At 50.5% G+C, this 17755-nt stretch carries 14 protein-coding genes; 10 read left to right on the top strand and 4 right to left on the bottom strand.

Going from position 1 to position 17755, the window contains the following annotated elements:
• Positions 1-120: 120 nt before the first annotated feature.
• The 5 genes from CRP01_RS01015 (at position 121) to CRP01_RS00995 (ending at position 5979) form a co-directional block, all read left to right on the top strand.
• Complete coding sequence (locus CRP01_RS01015) at positions 121-840, top strand: YebC/PmpR family DNA-binding transcriptional regulator (RefSeq protein ID WP_099148114.1); 720 nt, start codon at positions 121-123, stop codon at positions 838-840.
• A 29-nt stretch (positions 841-869) separates the two neighbouring features.
• Entirely contained in the window at positions 870-2039 is a 1170-nt protein-coding gene (locus CRP01_RS01010; RefSeq protein ID WP_099148113.1) for a galactokinase, read from the top strand.
• 87 nt (positions 2040-2126) lie between these two features.
• Complete coding sequence (locus CRP01_RS01005) at positions 2127-2996, top strand: hypothetical protein (RefSeq protein ID WP_143473220.1); 870 nt, start codon at positions 2127-2129, stop codon at positions 2994-2996.
• Between the two features lie 391 nt (positions 2997-3387).
• Positions 3388-4830, top strand: coding sequence for a DUF2231 domain-containing protein (locus CRP01_RS01000; protein WP_099148111.1), 1443 nt, complete (start codon positions 3388-3390; stop codon positions 4828-4830).
• A gap of 222 nt (positions 4831-5052) precedes the next feature.
• Positions 5053-5979 carry a sialidase family protein gene (locus CRP01_RS00995; protein WP_099148110.1) on the top strand — a complete coding sequence of 309 codons (927 nt, stop codon included), beginning with the start codon at positions 5053-5055 and terminating at the stop codon, positions 5977-5979.
• Positions 5980-5985: 6 nt separating this feature from the next.
• Here the strand turns inward: CRP01_RS00995 and CRP01_RS00990 are convergent, their stop codons facing one another.
• The 4 genes from CRP01_RS00990 to CRP01_RS00975 all read right to left on the bottom strand — a co-directional run bounded on the left by CRP01_RS00990 (position 5986) and on the right by CRP01_RS00975 (position 10894).
• Positions 5986-7236, bottom strand: a complete 1251-nt coding sequence (locus CRP01_RS00990) for an MFS transporter (protein ID WP_099148109.1) — start codon at positions 7234-7236, stop codon at positions 5986-5988.
• 3 nt (positions 7237-7239) lie between these two features.
• Positions 7240-8169 carry a tRNA (adenosine(37)-N6)-dimethylallyltransferase MiaA gene (gene miaA / locus CRP01_RS00985; RefSeq protein WP_233752606.1) on the bottom strand — a complete coding sequence of 310 codons (930 nt, stop codon included), beginning with the start codon at positions 8167-8169 and terminating at the stop codon, positions 7240-7242.
• A 69-nt stretch (positions 8170-8238) separates the two neighbouring features.
• Entirely contained in the window at positions 8239-9588 is a 1350-nt protein-coding gene (locus CRP01_RS00980) for a methyltransferase RsmF C-terminal domain-like protein (RefSeq protein WP_099148107.1), read from the bottom strand.
• 199 nt (positions 9589-9787) lie between these two features.
• On the bottom strand, positions 9788-10894 hold the full coding sequence (locus tag CRP01_RS00975) for a DUF547 domain-containing protein (protein ID WP_099148106.1): 1107 nt from the start codon (positions 10892-10894) through the stop codon (positions 9788-9790).
• A 579-nt stretch (positions 10895-11473) separates the two neighbouring features.
• Here CRP01_RS00975 and CRP01_RS00970 point away from each other — a divergent pair.
• The 5 genes from CRP01_RS00970 (at position 11474) to CRP01_RS00950 (ending at position 17753) form a co-directional block, all read left to right on the top strand.
• A complete protein-coding gene (locus CRP01_RS00970; protein ID WP_143473219.1) occupies positions 11474-12139 on the top strand; it encodes a coiled-coil domain-containing protein in 666 nt (221 codons plus the stop codon).
• Between the two features lie 150 nt (positions 12140-12289).
• Positions 12290-13315 carry a hypothetical protein gene (locus CRP01_RS00965; protein ID WP_099148104.1) on the top strand — a complete coding sequence of 342 codons (1026 nt, stop codon included), beginning with the start codon at positions 12290-12292 and terminating at the stop codon, positions 13313-13315.
• A 93-nt stretch (positions 13316-13408) separates the two neighbouring features.
• The gene (locus tag CRP01_RS00960; protein ID WP_099148293.1) at positions 13409-14959 is read left to right on the top strand and encodes a phosphate ABC transporter substrate-binding/OmpA family protein; all 1551 of its coding nucleotides are present in this window, start codon (positions 13409-13411) and stop codon (positions 14957-14959) included.
• A gap of 144 nt (positions 14960-15103) precedes the next feature.
• Complete coding sequence (gene holA / locus CRP01_RS00955) at positions 15104-16117, top strand: DNA polymerase III subunit delta (protein WP_099148103.1); 1014 nt, start codon at positions 15104-15106, stop codon at positions 16115-16117.
• Positions 16118-16334: 217 nt separating this feature from the next.
• Complete coding sequence (locus CRP01_RS00950) at positions 16335-17753, top strand: anthranilate synthase component I family protein (protein ID WP_099148102.1); 1419 nt, start codon at positions 16335-16337, stop codon at positions 17751-17753.
• Positions 17754-17755 lie beyond the last annotated feature (2 nt).

Raw genomic sequence — 17755 nt, 5'->3', positions numbered from 1 at the left:
CGATCTATTTACTTCAAATAAAAAAAGGATCGCAAAAGGGGAAAAAAAATTATTTTTGTCCCACTTTTACCGATCACCCAAAAATTTGTTTAACCAAATAAAAAAATTTACAACTGTAGTATGGGGCGTGCATTTGAATATCGCAAGGCTAGAAAGATGAAGCGTTGGGCCAGTATGGCCAAGAACTTTACCAAGGCCGGTCGGGAGATCGCCATCGCAGTAAAGGAAGGTGGGCCTGACCCGGAATACAACTCCAGGCTGCGTCTGGCCATACAGAATGCCAAGGCCGTGAACATGCCGAAAACCAATATCGATAACGCCATCAAGCGGGCCTCGTCCAAGGACGCGGAAAGCTATGATGAATTGCGCTATGAGGGATATGCACCCCACGGCGTAGCGGTAATCGTGGAAACGGCAACGGATAATTCCAACCGTACGGTAGCCAACGTCCGGCATATTTTCTCTAAATACGGCGGCTCACTGGGTACCTCCGGTTCCGTAGAGTACATGTTTGCGCACAAAGGCGTATTTAAGGTGAAGAACGAGGGCGTGGACGTAGAAATGCTGGAGTTGGAACTGATCGATCACGGGCTGGAAGAAATGAAGGCAGAGGAAGAGGGCAATCTGGCGCTGTATACGGAATTTGAAGAGTACGGTGCTTTGCAAAAAGGTCTGGAAGAGCAGGGAATTGAGGTACAGAGTGCCGAACTGGTCTGGGTACCGTCCCATACCAAAACACTGTCCGAAGAGGAAGTCGAGGACGTCATCAAATTACTCGATAAACTCGAAGAGGACGAAGACGTGATCAACGTCTTTCACAATATGAATGAAGAGGATTAACCCTTTAGTTTCAGAATAAAAAATCATTAATGACCTTACCAGAACTGATCAGCGAAACCTTCACCCAAAAATTCGGTCGTGACTGCGATCTTTTAATCCGGTCCAGCGGACGGATCAACATCATCGGAGAACACACCGACTATAATGACGGTTTCGTACTGCCGGCGGCAATTGACAAATACATCTACTTTGCAGTCGGCAAAAACGGTACGGATAGTTGCCGGTTCTGGGCCAATGATATTGAAGAGGCGGATGAAGTGGACCTGGATGATATCCAGTCCAGCGATCAACTCTGGGCCAATTATCTATTTGGTATTCTGGAGCAGTTCCAGCAGATGGGCGTCAGCCTGGAAGGTATAGACGTCGTCTTCGGCGGTAATTTGCCCATCGGTTCGGGCATGAGTTCTTCCGCTGCGATGGAAGTAGGCTTCGCCACGGCGCTGAAACATCTGTTCGGCGTGGAGATCCAGAAACCGGAAATTGCCAAGCTGGCGCAGCGCTCTTCCCATCAGTTTATCGGTGTACCCTGTGGCATTATGGACCAGTTTGCCAGTGTTATGGGAAAAAAAGACCGGGTGATCCGTCTGGATTGCCGTTCACTGGAATACGATTACATTCCGTTCTACCTGGAAGATTACCAGGTAGTCATGATCAATTCCAAGGTCAGTCACTCTCTGGCTTCCTCCGAGTACGGAACCCGGGTGAAGGAGTGTCAGTCCGGCGTGGCCATATTGCAGCAACATTACCCGGACGTAAAAAGTCTGCGGGACGTCAGTCTGGAGCAATTGGAAAAGCACCAGGAGGACATGCCGGAAGTGATCTACAAACGCTGCCATTACGTCGTTGCCGAAAATGAGCGGCTGTTGCGGGCCTGTGATGCCCTGGAGAAAGGGGATATTGCGCAGTTGGGGCAATTGCTCAACGAAACGCACGACGGTCTGCGTTATGAATACGAAGTTAGTGCTCCGGAAGTGGATTTTCTGGTAGAATTTGCCCAGCAATTTCCCGGAGTAGCCGGATCCCGCATCATGGGCGGCGGGTTTGGCGGATGTTCTATCAACCTGGTAAAAAAAGACCGGGTAGCGGCTTTTAAAACAGCCGTTCTGCAAGCCTATCAGGATCAATACAGCATACTAGGAGAAGCATACGAAGTGGCTGCCGTGGATGGTACCCGGCCCGCTGCGGTTTCCGTGAACTAATTTCACGGTTCCCGTCCCGATTATTTGCGTAGTGATGGACAGTATACAAGGGCGTATACTGCCCCAAGAAAAGCGATTTAAGAAAATATGGTCACCATCCGTTGTGTACTTTTATTGGTCGTCTCCTGTATCTGGTATGCCGGCTCGTTACGAGCCCAATCCGTTGCACTGCCGTGCGAGACCATGGCCCAGTCTTCTCCCTTTGATCAGTTGCTCGAAAAAGGTCATAGCCTGCTTTCCGGTTACACGCCGGAAGATTGCTCCTGTTTTGGCGAATACTACGCCAGGAAACACATTAGGGAAGGTAATTTCGCTCTGCTGGACAGCGAATGGGTCCCTATCTTCGAATTGAAGGGCTATTCTCACTGTCGGCTCGCCGATTTTGGATTTGCCTACAAGATCATTCCCGATCTTTTTCTGCCGGCTGATGACCGGCCCAAAGCCAGAGCCTATATTGAACGCTACAATGCGCTGATGCTCTACGAGTTGAAGGGTATCGCCGGAGAGGAAAATTACGAAGATATTTTTCATCCACCCAGCATGCTGGATCCTTACGTTTTGCGGGAGCGTTTGCACCAATTGGCCCGTTTTGGCCAGATCACCCGGAGTGAATGGAAAAACGATGAAACGGTCCGCATCCGCCTGGACCTCAAACCACTTTATCGCAATCTGGACCTGGATTGGAAGAAACTGCGCTTTCTGATCGTAGATGAAAACAAAACGGACAGTCAGTATATCCTCAGCCTGGAAGATCTGGACAAAGAGGGCTTTCCGCTGGTGATCAATTCCGAAAGCCGAAAATCCAATGTCTGGTTTGATTTTAAGATCCGGGTGGAATATTCCCACCTCACCGAAGACGGGGAACTGTTTACCTGTGAACAGATCAATGATTTTCTGTACGAATTTGATCACTTATCTCTGACCAAAGATCTGAGGCTGATCACCCACCTTCATTGACGTTTGCCGTTGATGCAGCTTTTTAAATCGAAAGGTTGCCCTTCCTCCGTTAGGATTATCAGGCAACCGAAAACCGATTTAAGTACGAGTTATATACGTTGTCTGTCTGTCGGATCCCGCGGATCGACAGTCAATTTTCTTGAGATGAGTAAGAGGGTAAATTTGTTCCAGACAACAACTCGACAAAGTTGTTAGTGCGCTGTTCGAGAGATGGTCTATGAAATATGGTAAAGGGGGAAGATTGTAAGTATGGGGCAAAAATAAGAAATCAATAGGAAGATCAAGGAAATTTCTAAAAAAAACCTAACAATCTATTATCTTCCAGCTTAGATTAGGAAATTTAAGTGGCATGTTCAGCTGATTGCCAATCAAAACACAACTTTAAACTTGTATGTCGTCGATCTTACTCCTGCAGACCGATTGGACTCTGTTCATTGGTCGCTTCCACCCACTCTTTGTTCACCTGCCGATAGGCTTTTTATTGTTGGCCGGTATCCTGGAACTGGTTAACCGCAAACAGCAGAAACCCGGTTGGGACAGTGCTATTTCCCTTAGTTTAATTGTCGGAGCTATCAGCGGTTTCGTTGCCGCTTTTTGCGGTTGGATGCTGGCTGCCGACGGCGGATATGACGCCGGAACGCTCGGCTGGCACCGCTGGCTGGGTATCGGTACTTCCGTTTTGGCATTGGTAGCCTGGCTCATGAAAAGCAAACGCATTTCTTTTGATCCCAAATATTTTGCCGGGGTGCTGGGAGCAACCATTCTGGGACTGACCATTACCGGGCATCTGGGGGGGAACCTGACCCACGGTGAAGACTATCTTTATCAATACGCGCCGGGATTGGTGCAGACGATCATGGGTGTACAGCCGGATAGTCTGAATACGCGCCAGTTCGCTTCGCCGGACTCGGTGATCGTTTATGCGGATCTGATCAAGCCGGTGCTGGAAAAGAAATGTATCTCCTGCCACAGCGACACCAAAACCCAGGGCGGTCTGAACATGGCTACCTATAGTCTGCTGTTGGAGGGCGGAGAACACGGGAGCGTGATCGAACCCGAAGCGCCCTTATCCAGTGAGATCGTACGCCGGGTCACCATTGATCCATCCAGTGTCAAATATATGCCGACCAAAGGCACTCCCTTAACCTTTACGGAGATCAACCTGCTTTCCTGGTGGATCGATATCGGCGCGGATTCCAGTCAGCGACTGACCGAAGTGGAAGTACCGGAATCCATCAAGGCGCTGCTGTTAAGGGACTACAAACTGGATACACGACCGAAACCCTACGTGGAAACGGCCAATACCAAACCGCTGGCGGAAGCTACCCGTACTGCCCTGGAAGAGGCCGGATTTTCCGTGCAGATGCTGGCCTCCAATTCGAATTTTGTGGAGGTCGGTCCCAAGGTAGTGCGTTCCGAAGTCAGTAGCGAGCAGGTAAAATCACTGCTGGAAGCTAAAGACCAGATCACCTGGATCAACTTCGGAGAGGCCGGACTAAAAGACAGCGACCTGGAAGTGATCGGACAATTGCCGCAACTTACCCGTCTGCGGGTGGAAAAAAATAAGATCACCGATGCGGGCGTCGCGCACCTGAAAGGCCTGACCCATCTCGAATCCCTGAATTTGTACGGTACCGAAGTTACGGACGCGAGCGTGGATGTGATCGCCGGTCTGCCGGCCCTGAAGAAGGTCTACCTCTGGCAGAGCCAGATCAGCCAGGAAGGTGTGGAAGCACTGCGCAGCAAACGCCCGGACCTGATGATCGACACCGGATTTCAGTTTGCCCAGCAAACTACAGAAGAAGCGGAGGAAGAAGAAGAAAGCGGGGAGTAAGGCGGTTGGCACGCTGGTGTGAATGAGGCTTTGCCCATCAGGATCGGTCAGTTGTAAGTATCGGAAATGGATCCGGGCCTGCAACTGACCGATTGCAATTTAGGGCCGAAAAATCATCTTTTACATTTCGTTTAAACTCTTTTACTTCGAATTTAATCGTACCAGGACCCGAAGGGCTAACTTTGGAGGATTACTTCAAGAATTTTAAATCGTAAATAGTATATGAAGGTGGTAAGCGCATTTTTTTTCCTGATCCTGGGTATGTCCCTGACAAACGGAGCATGGGCCCAGCAGGCCGGATTTCTCTATCATTCAAAAGATCAGGGAGCAAACTGGAGTACGGCAACCGCTGGTCTGCCCGCCAACGTCCTGGTTAACGACCTGCTCACTTTTGATGGAAAGATACTGGCGGCCACGAATGAGAACGGATTGTTCGAATCCACGAATGGTCTCGACTGGAAACCCATCGGAAAAAATCTTCCCCCGAAGCTCAAAGCAATTGCCCGCAACGGCAACACGCTGCTGGCGGCGCCCTGGCGGGCCGGTATTCTCGTATCCCTGGATCAGGGTAAAACCTGGCGGGAACGCAATCTCGGCCTGTTCGACCTGGAGGTAAACTCCATAATTACCTATGACCAACTCGTATTTATCGGTACCGGAACCGGGATCTATACCAGTTGGAATAACGGTCAGACCTGGATGAAAGTAAAGAGCGGCATCCAGGCGGATGAACTGATCGTTCAGGGATCATCGCTGTACGCTGCAACGCCGATCGGGGTGTTCGAATCGACTGATCGCGGCAAAACCTGGAACCATATCCTGGAAGGAGTAGAAGTACATACGGTCAGAAAGGTGAACAATACGCTTTATGTGCTGACCATGCGGGACGGCCTGCTGAAGAAAGGCCCCCAGGATAAAACCTGGTCGAATGGATCTGCCGGGCTGCCCGAAATTGGCCAGCATAGTTTTGCGCTGTCCTCCTCCGGCAATACCCTCTGGATTGGCTACAAGGGAAGCATTTACCAATTGAAGCCCACCGATAAAACCTGGAAAAAGGTTACCGTGCCCTGGGGCGACGGCGTGCCGGTCATGCGGATCTTCCCCGATGGCCCGGGCGGTATGCTGGTCGCACTGAACGGACGTTGCTAAGGAGTTTCAGGCCTTCCCGGTCTTACCCGTTCGGATGCGGTAAGAACGGATCAGCCGGGCGTACCAGACAATACCGATGACGTAAAAGATCACCGTGATCAAAAAGATACTGACATAGCGGAATTCCATTCTGCGTAGCATACTGAACAAACTGGTTGAGACAAACCAGCTTCCCGACCAGATGGAAGCATTGAGGGCCGCAATGATCTCCTGATTACGCGGCCCTACGTAGTACATGACCAGTTCCGACGTCATCGGCCCGGCGGCATTCATCAGTGGTTGCCGGAAGATGTAGAACAATGCTGCCGCAACCGCCGCAAATTCCCATTCCCGGTACCACTCGGTGGTAGCCAGACCCAGCAAAAGCAGTACCGCTACGGATTGAAAACCGGTAATGGCTACCGTATAACCGAAATTCCGGCGGATCACGGGCATAAAGATCATAACCATCGCTACCAGTAAGAAAGTAGCTGAACCCATGATCGAAAAGACCTCCGCCGGAATGCCGTGAATATGGTAAAAGAACAGGTTGATCACCGGAATGGTAAAACCGGCACCGATCGCAATGATGATGGTCGGAATCACCGCTCTGAAAATCAGTCCCCAGTCGTAATCGGCGGCGATCTTCCGGAGCGGTACCTTTTCGGTCAGTTTTTCCTGAGGGGATACCCGGTAGGCAAAATAAACGCCGAGAAAGGCCAGCCCGGCCACGCCCTTAAGCGTCGATTCTTCACTGATCAAACCCGGTAGTATCCAGGTCAGCAGCGCGTGGCTGATCCCCACCAGACAAATCGTTACGCTAAAGGAGACAAAAGACAGGGCAATCGCCTCCGAGTGATGGCTGGGTTTGGCATTGAGCAGAATATAGGGCAGAATGGTGATCTGCATACACATATAGGCGGCCCCCCAGATCATAGCCGCAAAATCCAGCAGCTGATCGTAGTGCTGCCCCACCGACCAGATGATCAGAAAGGAAAATATCGGTAGCAGGGCGGTCGAGATCAGGAAAAAGGGCCGAAGGCGGCGCCCTTTGATCAGCAGACCCAGTGGGAATGCAAGGCAGAATACCGAAAGAAAACGGTAGGAGAGTACATCGGCGATCCGGTAATCCGCATACCCCTCATCGGTCATATAGTAATTGAGCAGCAGAAAGAAAGACGTATTGATGGACTGAACGAAAAACTGAGCGGCAATAGCGTTGCGCACGCTACGATCGAGTTGAGCGTAACGGCGAAAATTATGAATAAAGAACTGCATGAATTATCCTTCGATTTTTTGGCCAATGTAATGGAGGGCCTTTTGGAGATCGTCGGGGTGAAATTTTTCCCAGAAGCCGTCGCGTCGGAACCAGGTCAACTGACGTTTGGCGTAGCGGCGACTGTTCCTTTTGATGAGTTCCACCGCTTCTTCGAGACTAATCAAACCACTGAAGTGGTCAAAAAGTTCTTGGTACCCTACGGTCTGCAGCGCCTGGAGGTGCCGGTAAGCGTACAATTGCCGGGCTTCTTCAACCAGACCCGCAGCCAGCATAAGATCTACCCGCTGATTGATCCTGGCGTACAACTGTTCCCGCGGCCAGTCAATTTGCAGATAGACCGGCGTGAAATCCCGTGACTTCGGTTGCTGCTTCCGAAAGGAAGAAAAAGGTTTTCCGGAGGCCCGGATCACTGAAAGCGCCCGCAGGAGGCGTCGGGGATTTTGCTGGTCTACCTCCCCGTAATACTCCGGATCAGCGGCCTGAAGTTCGGATTGGAGAAAGGCCAATCCATGTTCTTCGTACGCTGCCTGTAATTCTGCAGTGATCTCTGCCGGAACTTCCGGGAATTGGTCCAGCCCTTCACATAAAGCCTTGATAAATAGGCCGGAACCGCCACAGAGGATCACTACTTTATGCTTCTCATACAGATCATCCAGTAATCGGAGGGCCTCCTGTTCGTAGTCGCCGACACTGTAGGCAGTTTCGATGCTGATATGACCGATCAGGTGGTGCGGCGCTTCGGATAGTTCTTCGGGAGTGGGTTTGGCGGTGCCGATCTGCATTTCCCGGTAAAACTGCCGACTGTCGGCGGAAACGATCTCCGTTTGGAAATGCCGGGCCAGTTGAATAGCAAATCCGGTCTTACCGCTGGCCGTAGCGCCACCCACTACCAGCAGATACTTTTTCGGTTGCTTATGTTCCGGATGCTCCAAAATAATGCCAATCGTTTATGAGCCGCAAAGGTGTTTAAATTATTCCAAAAATCGTCAAAATTTACGGGATCATACGCTCATGCGGATCCGCCATTCTTTCGGATAGTAGTTGTTGACGCGATTCTTCAGCACTTTAACCCAGCCGAGCGGCAGGCCGTCAAAGGTGACCAACTGCCAGCCGGCAGGACCCGTAACCACCGGATCTTCTCTGCGCAGGAACCGAATAGCCTGCTCCCGGTCCAGTTCAATCCTGGGAAATTCCGGATGTAGTAGGGTAGAGAGGGCTAAGGCAGGATCGGGCACCAGATCTTTTCCCTTTATAATTCCTACCGGCGTACCCATTCTGAAATATTTAGAGTAGGCGCTCATCTGGAGCGCATCCTCCCGGATAGCTTCGGGCAGGGCAATGATCTGTCCTTTATCACTTTCCAGAAAAACGAGGTCTGCATCCGGTCGGATAAATCGCTTTAAAGCCTGCTGCCCGGCCCGGGACAGCGCTTGATAGTATTTAAATTTTTTGGCCCCTTTGCTTTTTCCACTGCCGGATCCGGATCCGGATTTTTGAAAAGCGGCCAGGTAAAATCCTTCTCCCCGTACCCGGTGGGGATAACACTGGTAACCGATCGATCTTTCGGCAATCCCCCAGTCGGCCGGCAGGTTTAGCGGTAGGGGAGTTAGGGGGAATTCCTGCTGCAGCCAGTCGGCATTGTCGGTGTTTTCCGCATCATTATAAGTGCAGGTACTGTACAACAGGAGGCCGTTCGGCTTCAGCATGGGGATGGCATCGGCCAGGATCTGCTGTTGCCGGACGCTGCAACGGGCCACATTTTCCGGCGACCATTCTGCTATCGCCTGCGGATCTTTCCGGAACATACCCTCTCCGGAACAGGGAGCATCGATCAGGATGAGGTCAAAAAAGGATTTCAGTCCCCGGAATTGATTCACTTGCTGACTAGTGGCCATTTTGTTTGCCGACCCCCATTTGGTCAGATTGTAATCCAGAACCTGATAACGGGATCGGATCACTTCGTTGGCTACCAGCAAACTACCCGCGGGAAGGATGGACGCGAGATGGGTTGTTTTCCCTCCCGGAGCGGCACAGAGGTCCAGTACCCGCAACGGGCCGGATAGATCTGCTAATTGTCGGACGGCTTCTCCGATCAGCATGGAGGAAGCTTCCTGTACGTAATAGGCCCCCGCGTGAAAACGGGGATCCAGGGTAAAGACCGGTCGCTCTGGCAAGTATATTCCGTCAGAACACCATTTTACTCCGTCAGAATTTTCTGACCTGTTAATATTTTTTAAAGTATTGAAGCGGATGCTCGTAGGATGTGGTGCCGACAAGGCCTCAAAAAAATCTCCGGCCTCGCTGCCTAATAGCTCTTGCATCAGAGCGAGGAAAGATGCGGGTAACTGCATGGATCAATGAAATAATTCTGATTTACAGTACGGTGATGCGAAGACGTGGCTAAAAGTTTTCAAAATCCGGCCGGGGCGGTGTTAGGGCGATCGATCATGGGCTAATGCGAGATATAAGCAATTGCCTCCGTATCGATCGGCCTGTCCGGTTTTTCCTGTCCGGGAAACGTTTACACAACACCTAAAACCGCAACCAAAGTTAATTATTCAGTGCCCAGTCATATTCTTTGTAATTGACTGTAGCGCCATTATTGATGCGAGTTTCGGAATATTTATTCAAAAATTCAATTAATTGGCCAAAGTCTGCGGCGTACCATTCAAATATCTTGGAGACCTCGGCTTTTCTGGCGCTGAGGGTATTGTACTTTGAATTATTGATAAACGCTTTGGTCTGCTTGTCGAGATAGGTTTCCAGATTATCTTTCGTCCAGGCCCGGTTCAGTAGCGGCGGACAGGACTTTGCGGCGCAGTTAACGGCGAAATGGATGCGGGCGTCTTTGTATTTGGGACGCAGGATATCGTTCTCCACTTCGTTCAGGGAATACGTCTTACTGCCAAGTTTGATCCATTTTACATCCCAGGGTTTGCCGTTGTGGAGCTTGGTAATACTGGTCACGGGGTAATTATCGACGATTAACTTGATGGTAAAGGCATTATAGACATTGATCCAGTAAGCCATCTTTTCGGTGCGGCTCCAGCTATCCTGCACCGGGTTAGCGGCCAGTTCATCCAGATAGGCCTGCAATTTGGTTTTATCCTGCTTAAAACCGGCGTAATTTACTTTTCCCGTGGCCGAAACGTATTGCTTCAGCAGTGCATCCCATTGACTGTGGTCCGCTCCGGTCGCTTTTACAGGGGCTGGTTTTTCCACCGGCCCGGGCTCGGCCGTATCCGACTGTTCCGTTGCCGCTTTTTCCGCCACGGTAGCCTCGGGCTCTTCCGGCTGTTTCGGCGTCTCGGCCGGTGTCGCAGCCGGTTCTACCGATTCCGTGGTCGATGCCTTCTGCTCGTCAGCAGCTTTTACCGCTGCGTCATCCGCTTTAGGCGTTTTCGGGGCTTCATTCAGTTGTCGTTTCTGGGAGATCTTTACCGGTTTGGCCTGGGTGTCGGATGGGGTAGAGGTGGCCTCGACGGTTTCGGCTGTCTCCGGTTGTTCCGCTGCAGCGGTTTCCGGGGCCGGACTCACGGCTGTGCTTACGATATCATCCGGTTCCACTTCGGCCGTTTGCCGGTGATCGGCATTACCGCCACAGGCAGTTAACTGAAACAGGTAAACACAAAGAAGGGCAACAATTAAAAATCTCATATTGATTGTCTTTTGGGTTTTACATTGAAACTGAATATTCTACAATAAGTTGCACAAATGAATACCGGATGTATGCCCCGGGACATTAGGAAGTTAATAAGCAAAGTTGTTGTAAAATTGTGATATTTGGGGATCTTTTGGGGGCAGGGAGGAAGAGAGCGGGCAAAAAAAATCCCCGCCAAACCGACGGGGACTAATAAACTCTCTCCTTAAAAACCCAAATAAATCTTGACCGGGAGAACCGGCTTTATATTTTGTGCCTGAGTATATCACCTCATCCTGATTTGAAGATCAGAGGGGATTTTTTCAGGTTTCGGATAACTTCTCAAAGCTCCGTGATACCCCAGGCACTTCATTTTGATTTCGAGCCACAAAAATGGCTCCTCTACCTCCTTTTATCAAAAAAATGCCCCCTACAAAGCCCCTACAAAAGCACATTTAACCTAAAAAATCGGTTATTTATCGTTTTTCATTCGCAAATGCAGACAAAAAATGCACATTTGCTAATTGAAGATCCAGTTGGAGAATTACACCATTTTGTCTTATTTTGTGAGTCAACCGGTCAATCAAAAAGTATCTATGTTCAAGAATTTGAAATCCCTTTTCATCGAAGAGGTGGAAGGCAGCGACAATAAAAAGGCTCCAAAGCCAGAAAAAGGGAACGCACCGGCACCCAACACCCCTCCAGCCAAGGCAACGGTCACCGAATCGAAAGCAGGAGATCCCGGACAGGTGACCAAGAAATTTATGGAGATCCTGCTCAGAGCCATGGAAGCCAATAACCTCGACGGTTTCGATTATCTGGAATACAAGCAATCGCTGAAGTCCCTGGAAAAAATGCCCATGGACGAACAGACCCGTTTTCAGTCTGCTTTCGCTATGGCGCAGACCATGGGCGCCACCCCGGAAAAACTAATCCAGACGGCGGAACACTACGTCAGCGTGCTCCAGAACGAAGAGAAGAAATTCGAAGAAGCCCTGACCCACCAACGCACCAAACAGATCGGCTCCAAAAATCAGGAGATCAGTAAACTGGAGGAAAATATCAAGGCTAAGGCCGAGCAGATCAAAAAACTGACGCAGGAGATCGAAGCCGACCAGAAAAGATCGGCCGCGCTTAAGAACGAGATCAAGGACGCAAGTCAAAAGGTAGAAAGCACCAAGAATAATTTTATCGCTTCTTACAACGCACTCGTGGAGAAGATCAGCGGAGATATTGAAAAAATGGGCAAATTCCTAAAGTAATTTCAAAAACCATTGAATACCTCCTTATCACGATCTTGTGTTTGGCTACAATCTGTTATATTTGCTTTTGAGCACCGGGCGTTCTCCCGGGTGCTGCACACGCTTTTTCTTATCCGGATTTTCCGAAAATAAAATGACTAAATAGTTATAATGAGTACTCAAACGGATTTAAAACCCAAATCATTTTGGCAGCGCCCGGAAGGCGTGACCGGCATGATCTTTATGGCCGCTCTGGTCCTCGGCGGCGGTTTCCTGTTGTATACCGCCATGCCAACCCTGCTTTTACTGGCTCAGAATACGCTTTATCTGGCCCTCATGCTGGGGGTTTTGGGCGCCATTGTTTATATGGTACTCGATCCCAAGATGCGCAATCTGGTATGGTACATGTACAAGAGCGTTATGCGCTGGGTAACCGGTCTGTTCGTTCAGATCGATCCCATCGGTATCCTCAAATCCTATGTGGATGATCTGAAAGACAATCTGCGCAAGATGAACAAGCAGATCAGTCAGCTGCGCGGTCAGATGCACAAGTTGCAGGAGATCATCGTCAACAACAAAAAAGAGATCCAGAGCAACCTGAGTATGGCCAGTAAGGCCAAAGCCACCAATAAGCAGTCCGTAATGATCCTGAAGAGCCGGAAAGCCGGCCGCCTGAAGGAATCCAACGTACGTTTGGAAGACCTTTACCGGAAGATGGAAGTCCTCTACCGGGTACTGAGCAAAATGTACGAGAATTCCCAGGTGCTGATGGAAGACATCCAGGACCAGGTAATGGTGAAGGAACAGGAGCGCAAGATCATTCACACCAGCCACTCGGCCATGAAATCGGCCATGAGCGTGATCTCCGGCGATCCCGACAAACGCGCCATGTTCGATATGGCGATGGAATCCATCACCGAGGATGTTGCCAATAAGGTTGGCGAAATGGAGCGCTTCATGGAGATGTCCTCCAGCTTCATGGATTCGGTGGATCTTCAGAACGGTATATTCGAGGAAGAAGGACTGCGGATGCTGGAGAAATGGGAAAAAGAAGGCGTTTCCCTGCTGCTGGGCGAAGAAAAAGATAATTTGCTGTTGCAGGCCAACAGCGAAGAAGACGTGCTTGATCTGGACGCGCCGATCCAGGAACCCATCCGGGAAGGCCGTAGAAATCAGTACGACAACTTATTCGAATAAAAAAACGGGTTTTCCCATACGGAAAACCCATTTTTTTGAAACCCTATGGATCGGTGTATTTGCGGCACCGGTCTCAACCCTAATAAATTCAAAATGGCAAAGCGACTCACAACATTTTCAAAATTTCTGATCACCCTGCTCATTGTAGCCGGGGTGTATTTTGGTTTTACTCAATTACAAAAAGCCGGTGTTTTCGGTGATGGCACCGTCGTGAAAACGGATGACGACAGTTCCGAGTCCGGCGAATCGCTTTCCGGTGACGACGATGTGATCCGGATCGGGGTGGTGACCTGGGGCGGTTACGCCGGTGGGCAGTACTTCAACGAAGGTTTCGAAGCCAGCACCAAATCCCGTTTCTATAAAGACTACGGTCTGAAAGTAGAATTCGTACTCAATGACGATGTCGATAATTCACTGAACGCCTGGAAAAATGGCGATCTGGACCTGCACTGGTATACGATCGATGCTTTCCCGACCATTGTTGAAGGACTGGAAGATTTCAGTCCGGTAGTACTCTGGCAGGCAGACTGGTCCCGGGGTGGTGACGCGATCGTGGCCCGGCGCGGGATTAAGAATGTGGGCGACCTGCGCGGCAAAAAGATCGCCGTTGCTCAGTTGACGCCTTCCCATTCCTTCCTGCTCTGGTTGCTCGACGCCGGCGGTATGACGGTAGACGATGTACAGTTGGTAGAAGTGAGTAGCGCCATCGATGCCGCCTCGGCTTTCAAGAGCCAGCAGGTAGACGCTGCGGTTGTCTGGAGTCCGGATGACGAAGAATGTCTGAAAGCAGTAACCGGTTCGACCATCCTGGAAAGTACGCGTTCAGCGTCCAACATTATTGCCGATTTCTTTTTCGCCAAGGAAGCCTACGTACGGGACAACCGGGAAAAACTGGAAAAATTGTACGAAGGCTGGATGCGCGGTGCCGCGGAGATCAACAACTCACAATCCGCTAAGGATAAAGCTATCGACATTCTGACCGCCGATCTTGGGGTGCCGCGTGATTTTGCCGCGACCGCCATCGACAACGTACGCCTGGTTACCCACGGTGACAATGTCAATTTCTTCGGTCTGAATTCGAATTTCAACGGGGTGACCGGAGAGAACCTCTATCTGAATATGACCCAGGACTACCAGGCCCTTGGCCTGGCCGGATCCGGAGTGCCGAACTGGCGCCAGATCTCCTATCCGCAATTTGTCCAGCAGGCCAAACTGGAGGCCACCGGCAACAATGCGGCGGAAGAAGGCCCCGATTTCTCTACGGTTTCCGCTTCGGAAGGTACCGCTAAGGAAGCCATTGCCACCAAGCGGGTAAGTATCAATTTCCGTACGGGGGAATACCAACTGGACGAAAATGCGAAATACATTATCGATCTGGAATTTGTGGATATTGCCAAAGCATTCGGTAATGCCCGCATCCGGATCGAAGGTAATACCGATAATGTCGGCAACGAAGCCTCCAATATTCGCCTTTCCGAGCGTCGGGCGCAGGCAGTTGCGGATTATCTGATCGCGGAACACGGGATGAAGCCGGCCCGTTTCATCATTGTCGGCAACGGACCTAATGATCCGGTGGACAGCAACAATACGGCTGAAGGCCGGGCTAAAAACCGCCGGACGGACTTCGAACTGGTTAGAGAATAAGCATTCCGGACCATAGGGAACGCAGAACGTCGGAAGGGTGATACCCGCGCCGACGTTCTGCATTTCCGACGGCGGGAATAAAACCGGCCCGCCGATTACCTTTCCGCCCTCACCGGCCGTTCACCACCAAGCAAGCCATAAACGATGAGTCTCAGCGCCGACCAGATCATTATTTCCCTCAAAAAAAAGGAATACCGGCCTGTTTATTTCCTTCACGGAAATGAGAGCTATTTCATTGATCAGGTCGTACAATACGTGGAAACCAAGATCCTGACGGAATCCGAACGGTCTTTCAATCAGACGGTACTTTACGGGAAGGATACGGACCACAAAACGGTGGTAGACAATGCCCGTCGTTTCCCAATGATGTCCAGTCACCAGGTAGTGATCCTCAAGGAAGCCCAGGAGATGAAAACCCTGAAGGAACTGCAGGGGTATATCGAAAAGCCACTGGAATCCACCATCCTGGTGATCGCCCATAAGCACAAGCGCTTCAACATGAACTCCAAGTTGGGCAAGGCGCTGAAAAGCAAGGCGGTGATCCTGGAAGCCAAGGCTTTATACGATAATCAACTGCCCGGATGGATCCAGTCTTATCTGAAAAAGAAAAAGCTGGAGATCAGTCAGGAAGCAGCAAATCTGATCGCGGAATACGTCGGAACTGACCTGGCTAAGGTCGTCAACGAACTGGACAAACTGGTATTGAATCTGCCGCCCGGTACCAAGATTAGCAATAAGGAGATCGAGGCCAATATCGGTATCAGTAAAGACTACAATGTTTTCGAACTGCAGCGGGCGCTCGGCCAGCGGGATATCCTCAGGGCCAACCGCATCCTGAATTATTTTTCGGCCAATCCCAAGCGCAATCCGCTGCCGGTAGTGATCGGTTCTCTGTACGGTTATTTCAGCCGGATCTATCAATTGCATTTCCTGAAAAATGCTTCCGAGCAGGATCAGCTGCGTGCGCTGAAATTGCATTCCGCCTATTTTTTACGCGATTACAAGGCCGCTATCCGGAATTTCTCTTTTCCGCGTACGGAAAAGGCAATCAGTCTTTTACGGGAGTACGACCTGAAATCGAAAGGGGTGGATTACAACAGCACCGGCAAGCCGGAAGGGGAGCTACTGAAAGAACTAGTTTGGAGAATTTTGCATTAAAATTCAAGATTCGTTTTGAAAATTGCAAAGAATGCTCTTATATTGCGCGAAAATTATAGCACTTTATGTTTCATTTGAATGTAAAAAACTGGTGGTGGCACAATCGTTCGGAGTACCGGGTGAAATGACACTGCTATAAGTTTACGTTCCAAAAGCGGCTTGTCGATTCACTCGGCAAGCCGCTTTTGTTTTCACAAAAAAAAGAAATGACACCATCATGGAAACACCCATCCAGACAAAAATAAAGATCACCACCAAAAGCCGGACCCTGCTGGCCGATACGCTGACGCCGGTGACGGTCTTCCTCAACGTACGGGATCACTTCACAGATCCGGTTTTACTGGAAAGCAACGATTTCCGCTCCAAGGAGGATTGTCATTCCATGATCGGACTGGATCGCCTGGGCTTATTCCAGGTGCAGGCCGGACAGGTCAAAGTGGAATTGCACCACGAAGCGCCCAGCTTTCAGCCCGTAGTGGATACGGAGACGGTCCCGCGTGCCCTGTACGATTTCATGCAGCAGTACGACATTACCTACGAGGAAGATTATCACGGCTTTAACGGCTTGTTCGGCCATACGGGCTTTGATGCGGTGCAGTACTTCGACACCCTCAAATTTGATCCCGAAAAACGGAAAATGGACATTCCGGATATCCGTTACGCCTTTTACCGTTTTGTGCTGGTTTTCGATCACTTCAAGGACGAGTTGCACATTCTGGAGAACATTCCTGAAGGGGAGATCTCCCAGATGGATCGGATCGTGACCCTTATCCGCAGTCGTAAACTGGCTACCCATCCGTTCTGGCTCGAGGGTGAGGAGCGCAGCAACCTGACGGATGAGGAATTTATGGAACTGGTGACGCTGGGAAAAAAACACTGCCAGCTGGGGGATGTTTTCCAGATCGTTTTCGCTCGCCAGTTTGCCCAGTCGTTCCGCGGCGACGATTTCCAGGTATACCGGGTATTGCGGTCTATCAATCCTTCTCCTTATCTCTTTTATTTTGATTGCGGTAGTTACCGGATCTTCGGTTCTTCGCCGGAAACCCAGATGGCCATCCACAACAAAGTGGCGCAGGTCAACCCCATTGCGGGAACCTACCGACGGTCGGGTGACAAGATCGAAGATGCGCAACGCGCTCATGAGCTGACCAAGGATCCCAAGGAAAATGCCGAGCACATCATGCTGGTGGACCTGGCCCGCAATGACCTGGGCCGGCACGCTACGAACGTAAAAGTACAGTCGCTGAAAGATATTCAGTTCTTTAGCCACGTTATTCACCTGGTATCCAAGGTGACCGGAGAACTGGGACCGACGACCAACCCGATCCAGGTATTCGGTGATACCTTTCCGGCGGGTACGCTGTCCGGCGCACCCAAGTACAAGGCCATGGAACTGATCGATCGCTACGAAAATCAGAACCGTAGTTTTTACGGTGGGGCCCTTGGCTTCATCGACTTCAAAGGCGATATGAACCAGGCGATCGTGATCCGTTCGTTCCTGAGCTGGAACAACACGCTTTATTCCCAGGCCGGTGCGGGTATCGTGGCCGCCAGTGTGGAAGAAAAAGAATTGCAGGAAGTTAACAACAAGCTCGGAGCCTTGAAGAAAGCGCTCATCGAAGCGGAAAAAATATAAAT

Source organism: Flavilitoribacter nigricans DSM 23189 = NBRC 102662, from assembly GCF_002646595.1.
Taxonomy (GTDB): domain Bacteria; phylum Bacteroidota; class Bacteroidia; order Chitinophagales; family Saprospiraceae; genus Flavilitoribacter; species Flavilitoribacter nigricans.
This window is presented reverse-complemented; position numbering and strand designations above follow the sequence as displayed.

Bases quoted from the DNA above. Each gene is read 5' to 3' on its own strand.
- CRP01_RS01015 (WP_099148114.1), top strand. From the start codon at position 121: ATGGGGCGTGCATTTGAATATCGCAAGGCTAGAAAGATGAAGCGTTGG.
- CRP01_RS01010 (WP_099148113.1), top strand. From the start codon at position 870: ATGACCTTACCAGAACTGATCAGCGAAACCTTCACCCAAAAATTCGGT.
- CRP01_RS01005 (WP_143473220.1), top strand. From the start codon at position 2,127: ATGGTCACCATCCGTTGTGTACTTTTATTGGTCGTCTCCTGTATCTGG.
- CRP01_RS01000 (WP_099148111.1), top strand. From the start codon at position 3,388: ATGTCGTCGATCTTACTCCTGCAGACCGATTGGACTCTGTTCATTGGT.
- CRP01_RS00995 (WP_099148110.1), top strand. From the start codon at position 5,053: ATGAAGGTGGTAAGCGCATTTTTTTTCCTGATCCTGGGTATGTCCCTG.
- CRP01_RS00990 (WP_099148109.1), bottom strand. From the start codon at position 7,236: ATGCAGTTCTTTATTCATAATTTTCGCCGTTACGCTCAACTCGATCGT.
- CRP01_RS00980 (WP_099148107.1), bottom strand. From the start codon at position 9,588: ATGCAGTTACCCGCATCTTTCCTCGCTCTGATGCAAGAGCTATTAGGC.
- CRP01_RS00975 (WP_099148106.1), bottom strand. From the start codon at position 10,894: ATGAGATTTTTAATTGTTGCCCTTCTTTGTGTTTACCTGTTTCAGTTA.
- CRP01_RS00970 (WP_143473219.1), top strand. From the start codon at position 11,474: ATGTTCAAGAATTTGAAATCCCTTTTCATCGAAGAGGTGGAAGGCAGC.
- CRP01_RS00965 (WP_099148104.1), top strand. From the start codon at position 12,290: ATGAGTACTCAAACGGATTTAAAACCCAAATCATTTTGGCAGCGCCCG.
- CRP01_RS00960 (WP_099148293.1), top strand. From the start codon at position 13,409: ATGGCAAAGCGACTCACAACATTTTCAAAATTTCTGATCACCCTGCTC.
- holA (WP_099148103.1), top strand. From the start codon at position 15,104: ATGAGTCTCAGCGCCGACCAGATCATTATTTCCCTCAAAAAAAAGGAA.
- CRP01_RS00950 (WP_099148102.1), top strand. From the start codon at position 16,335: ATGGAAACACCCATCCAGACAAAAATAAAGATCACCACCAAAAGCCGG.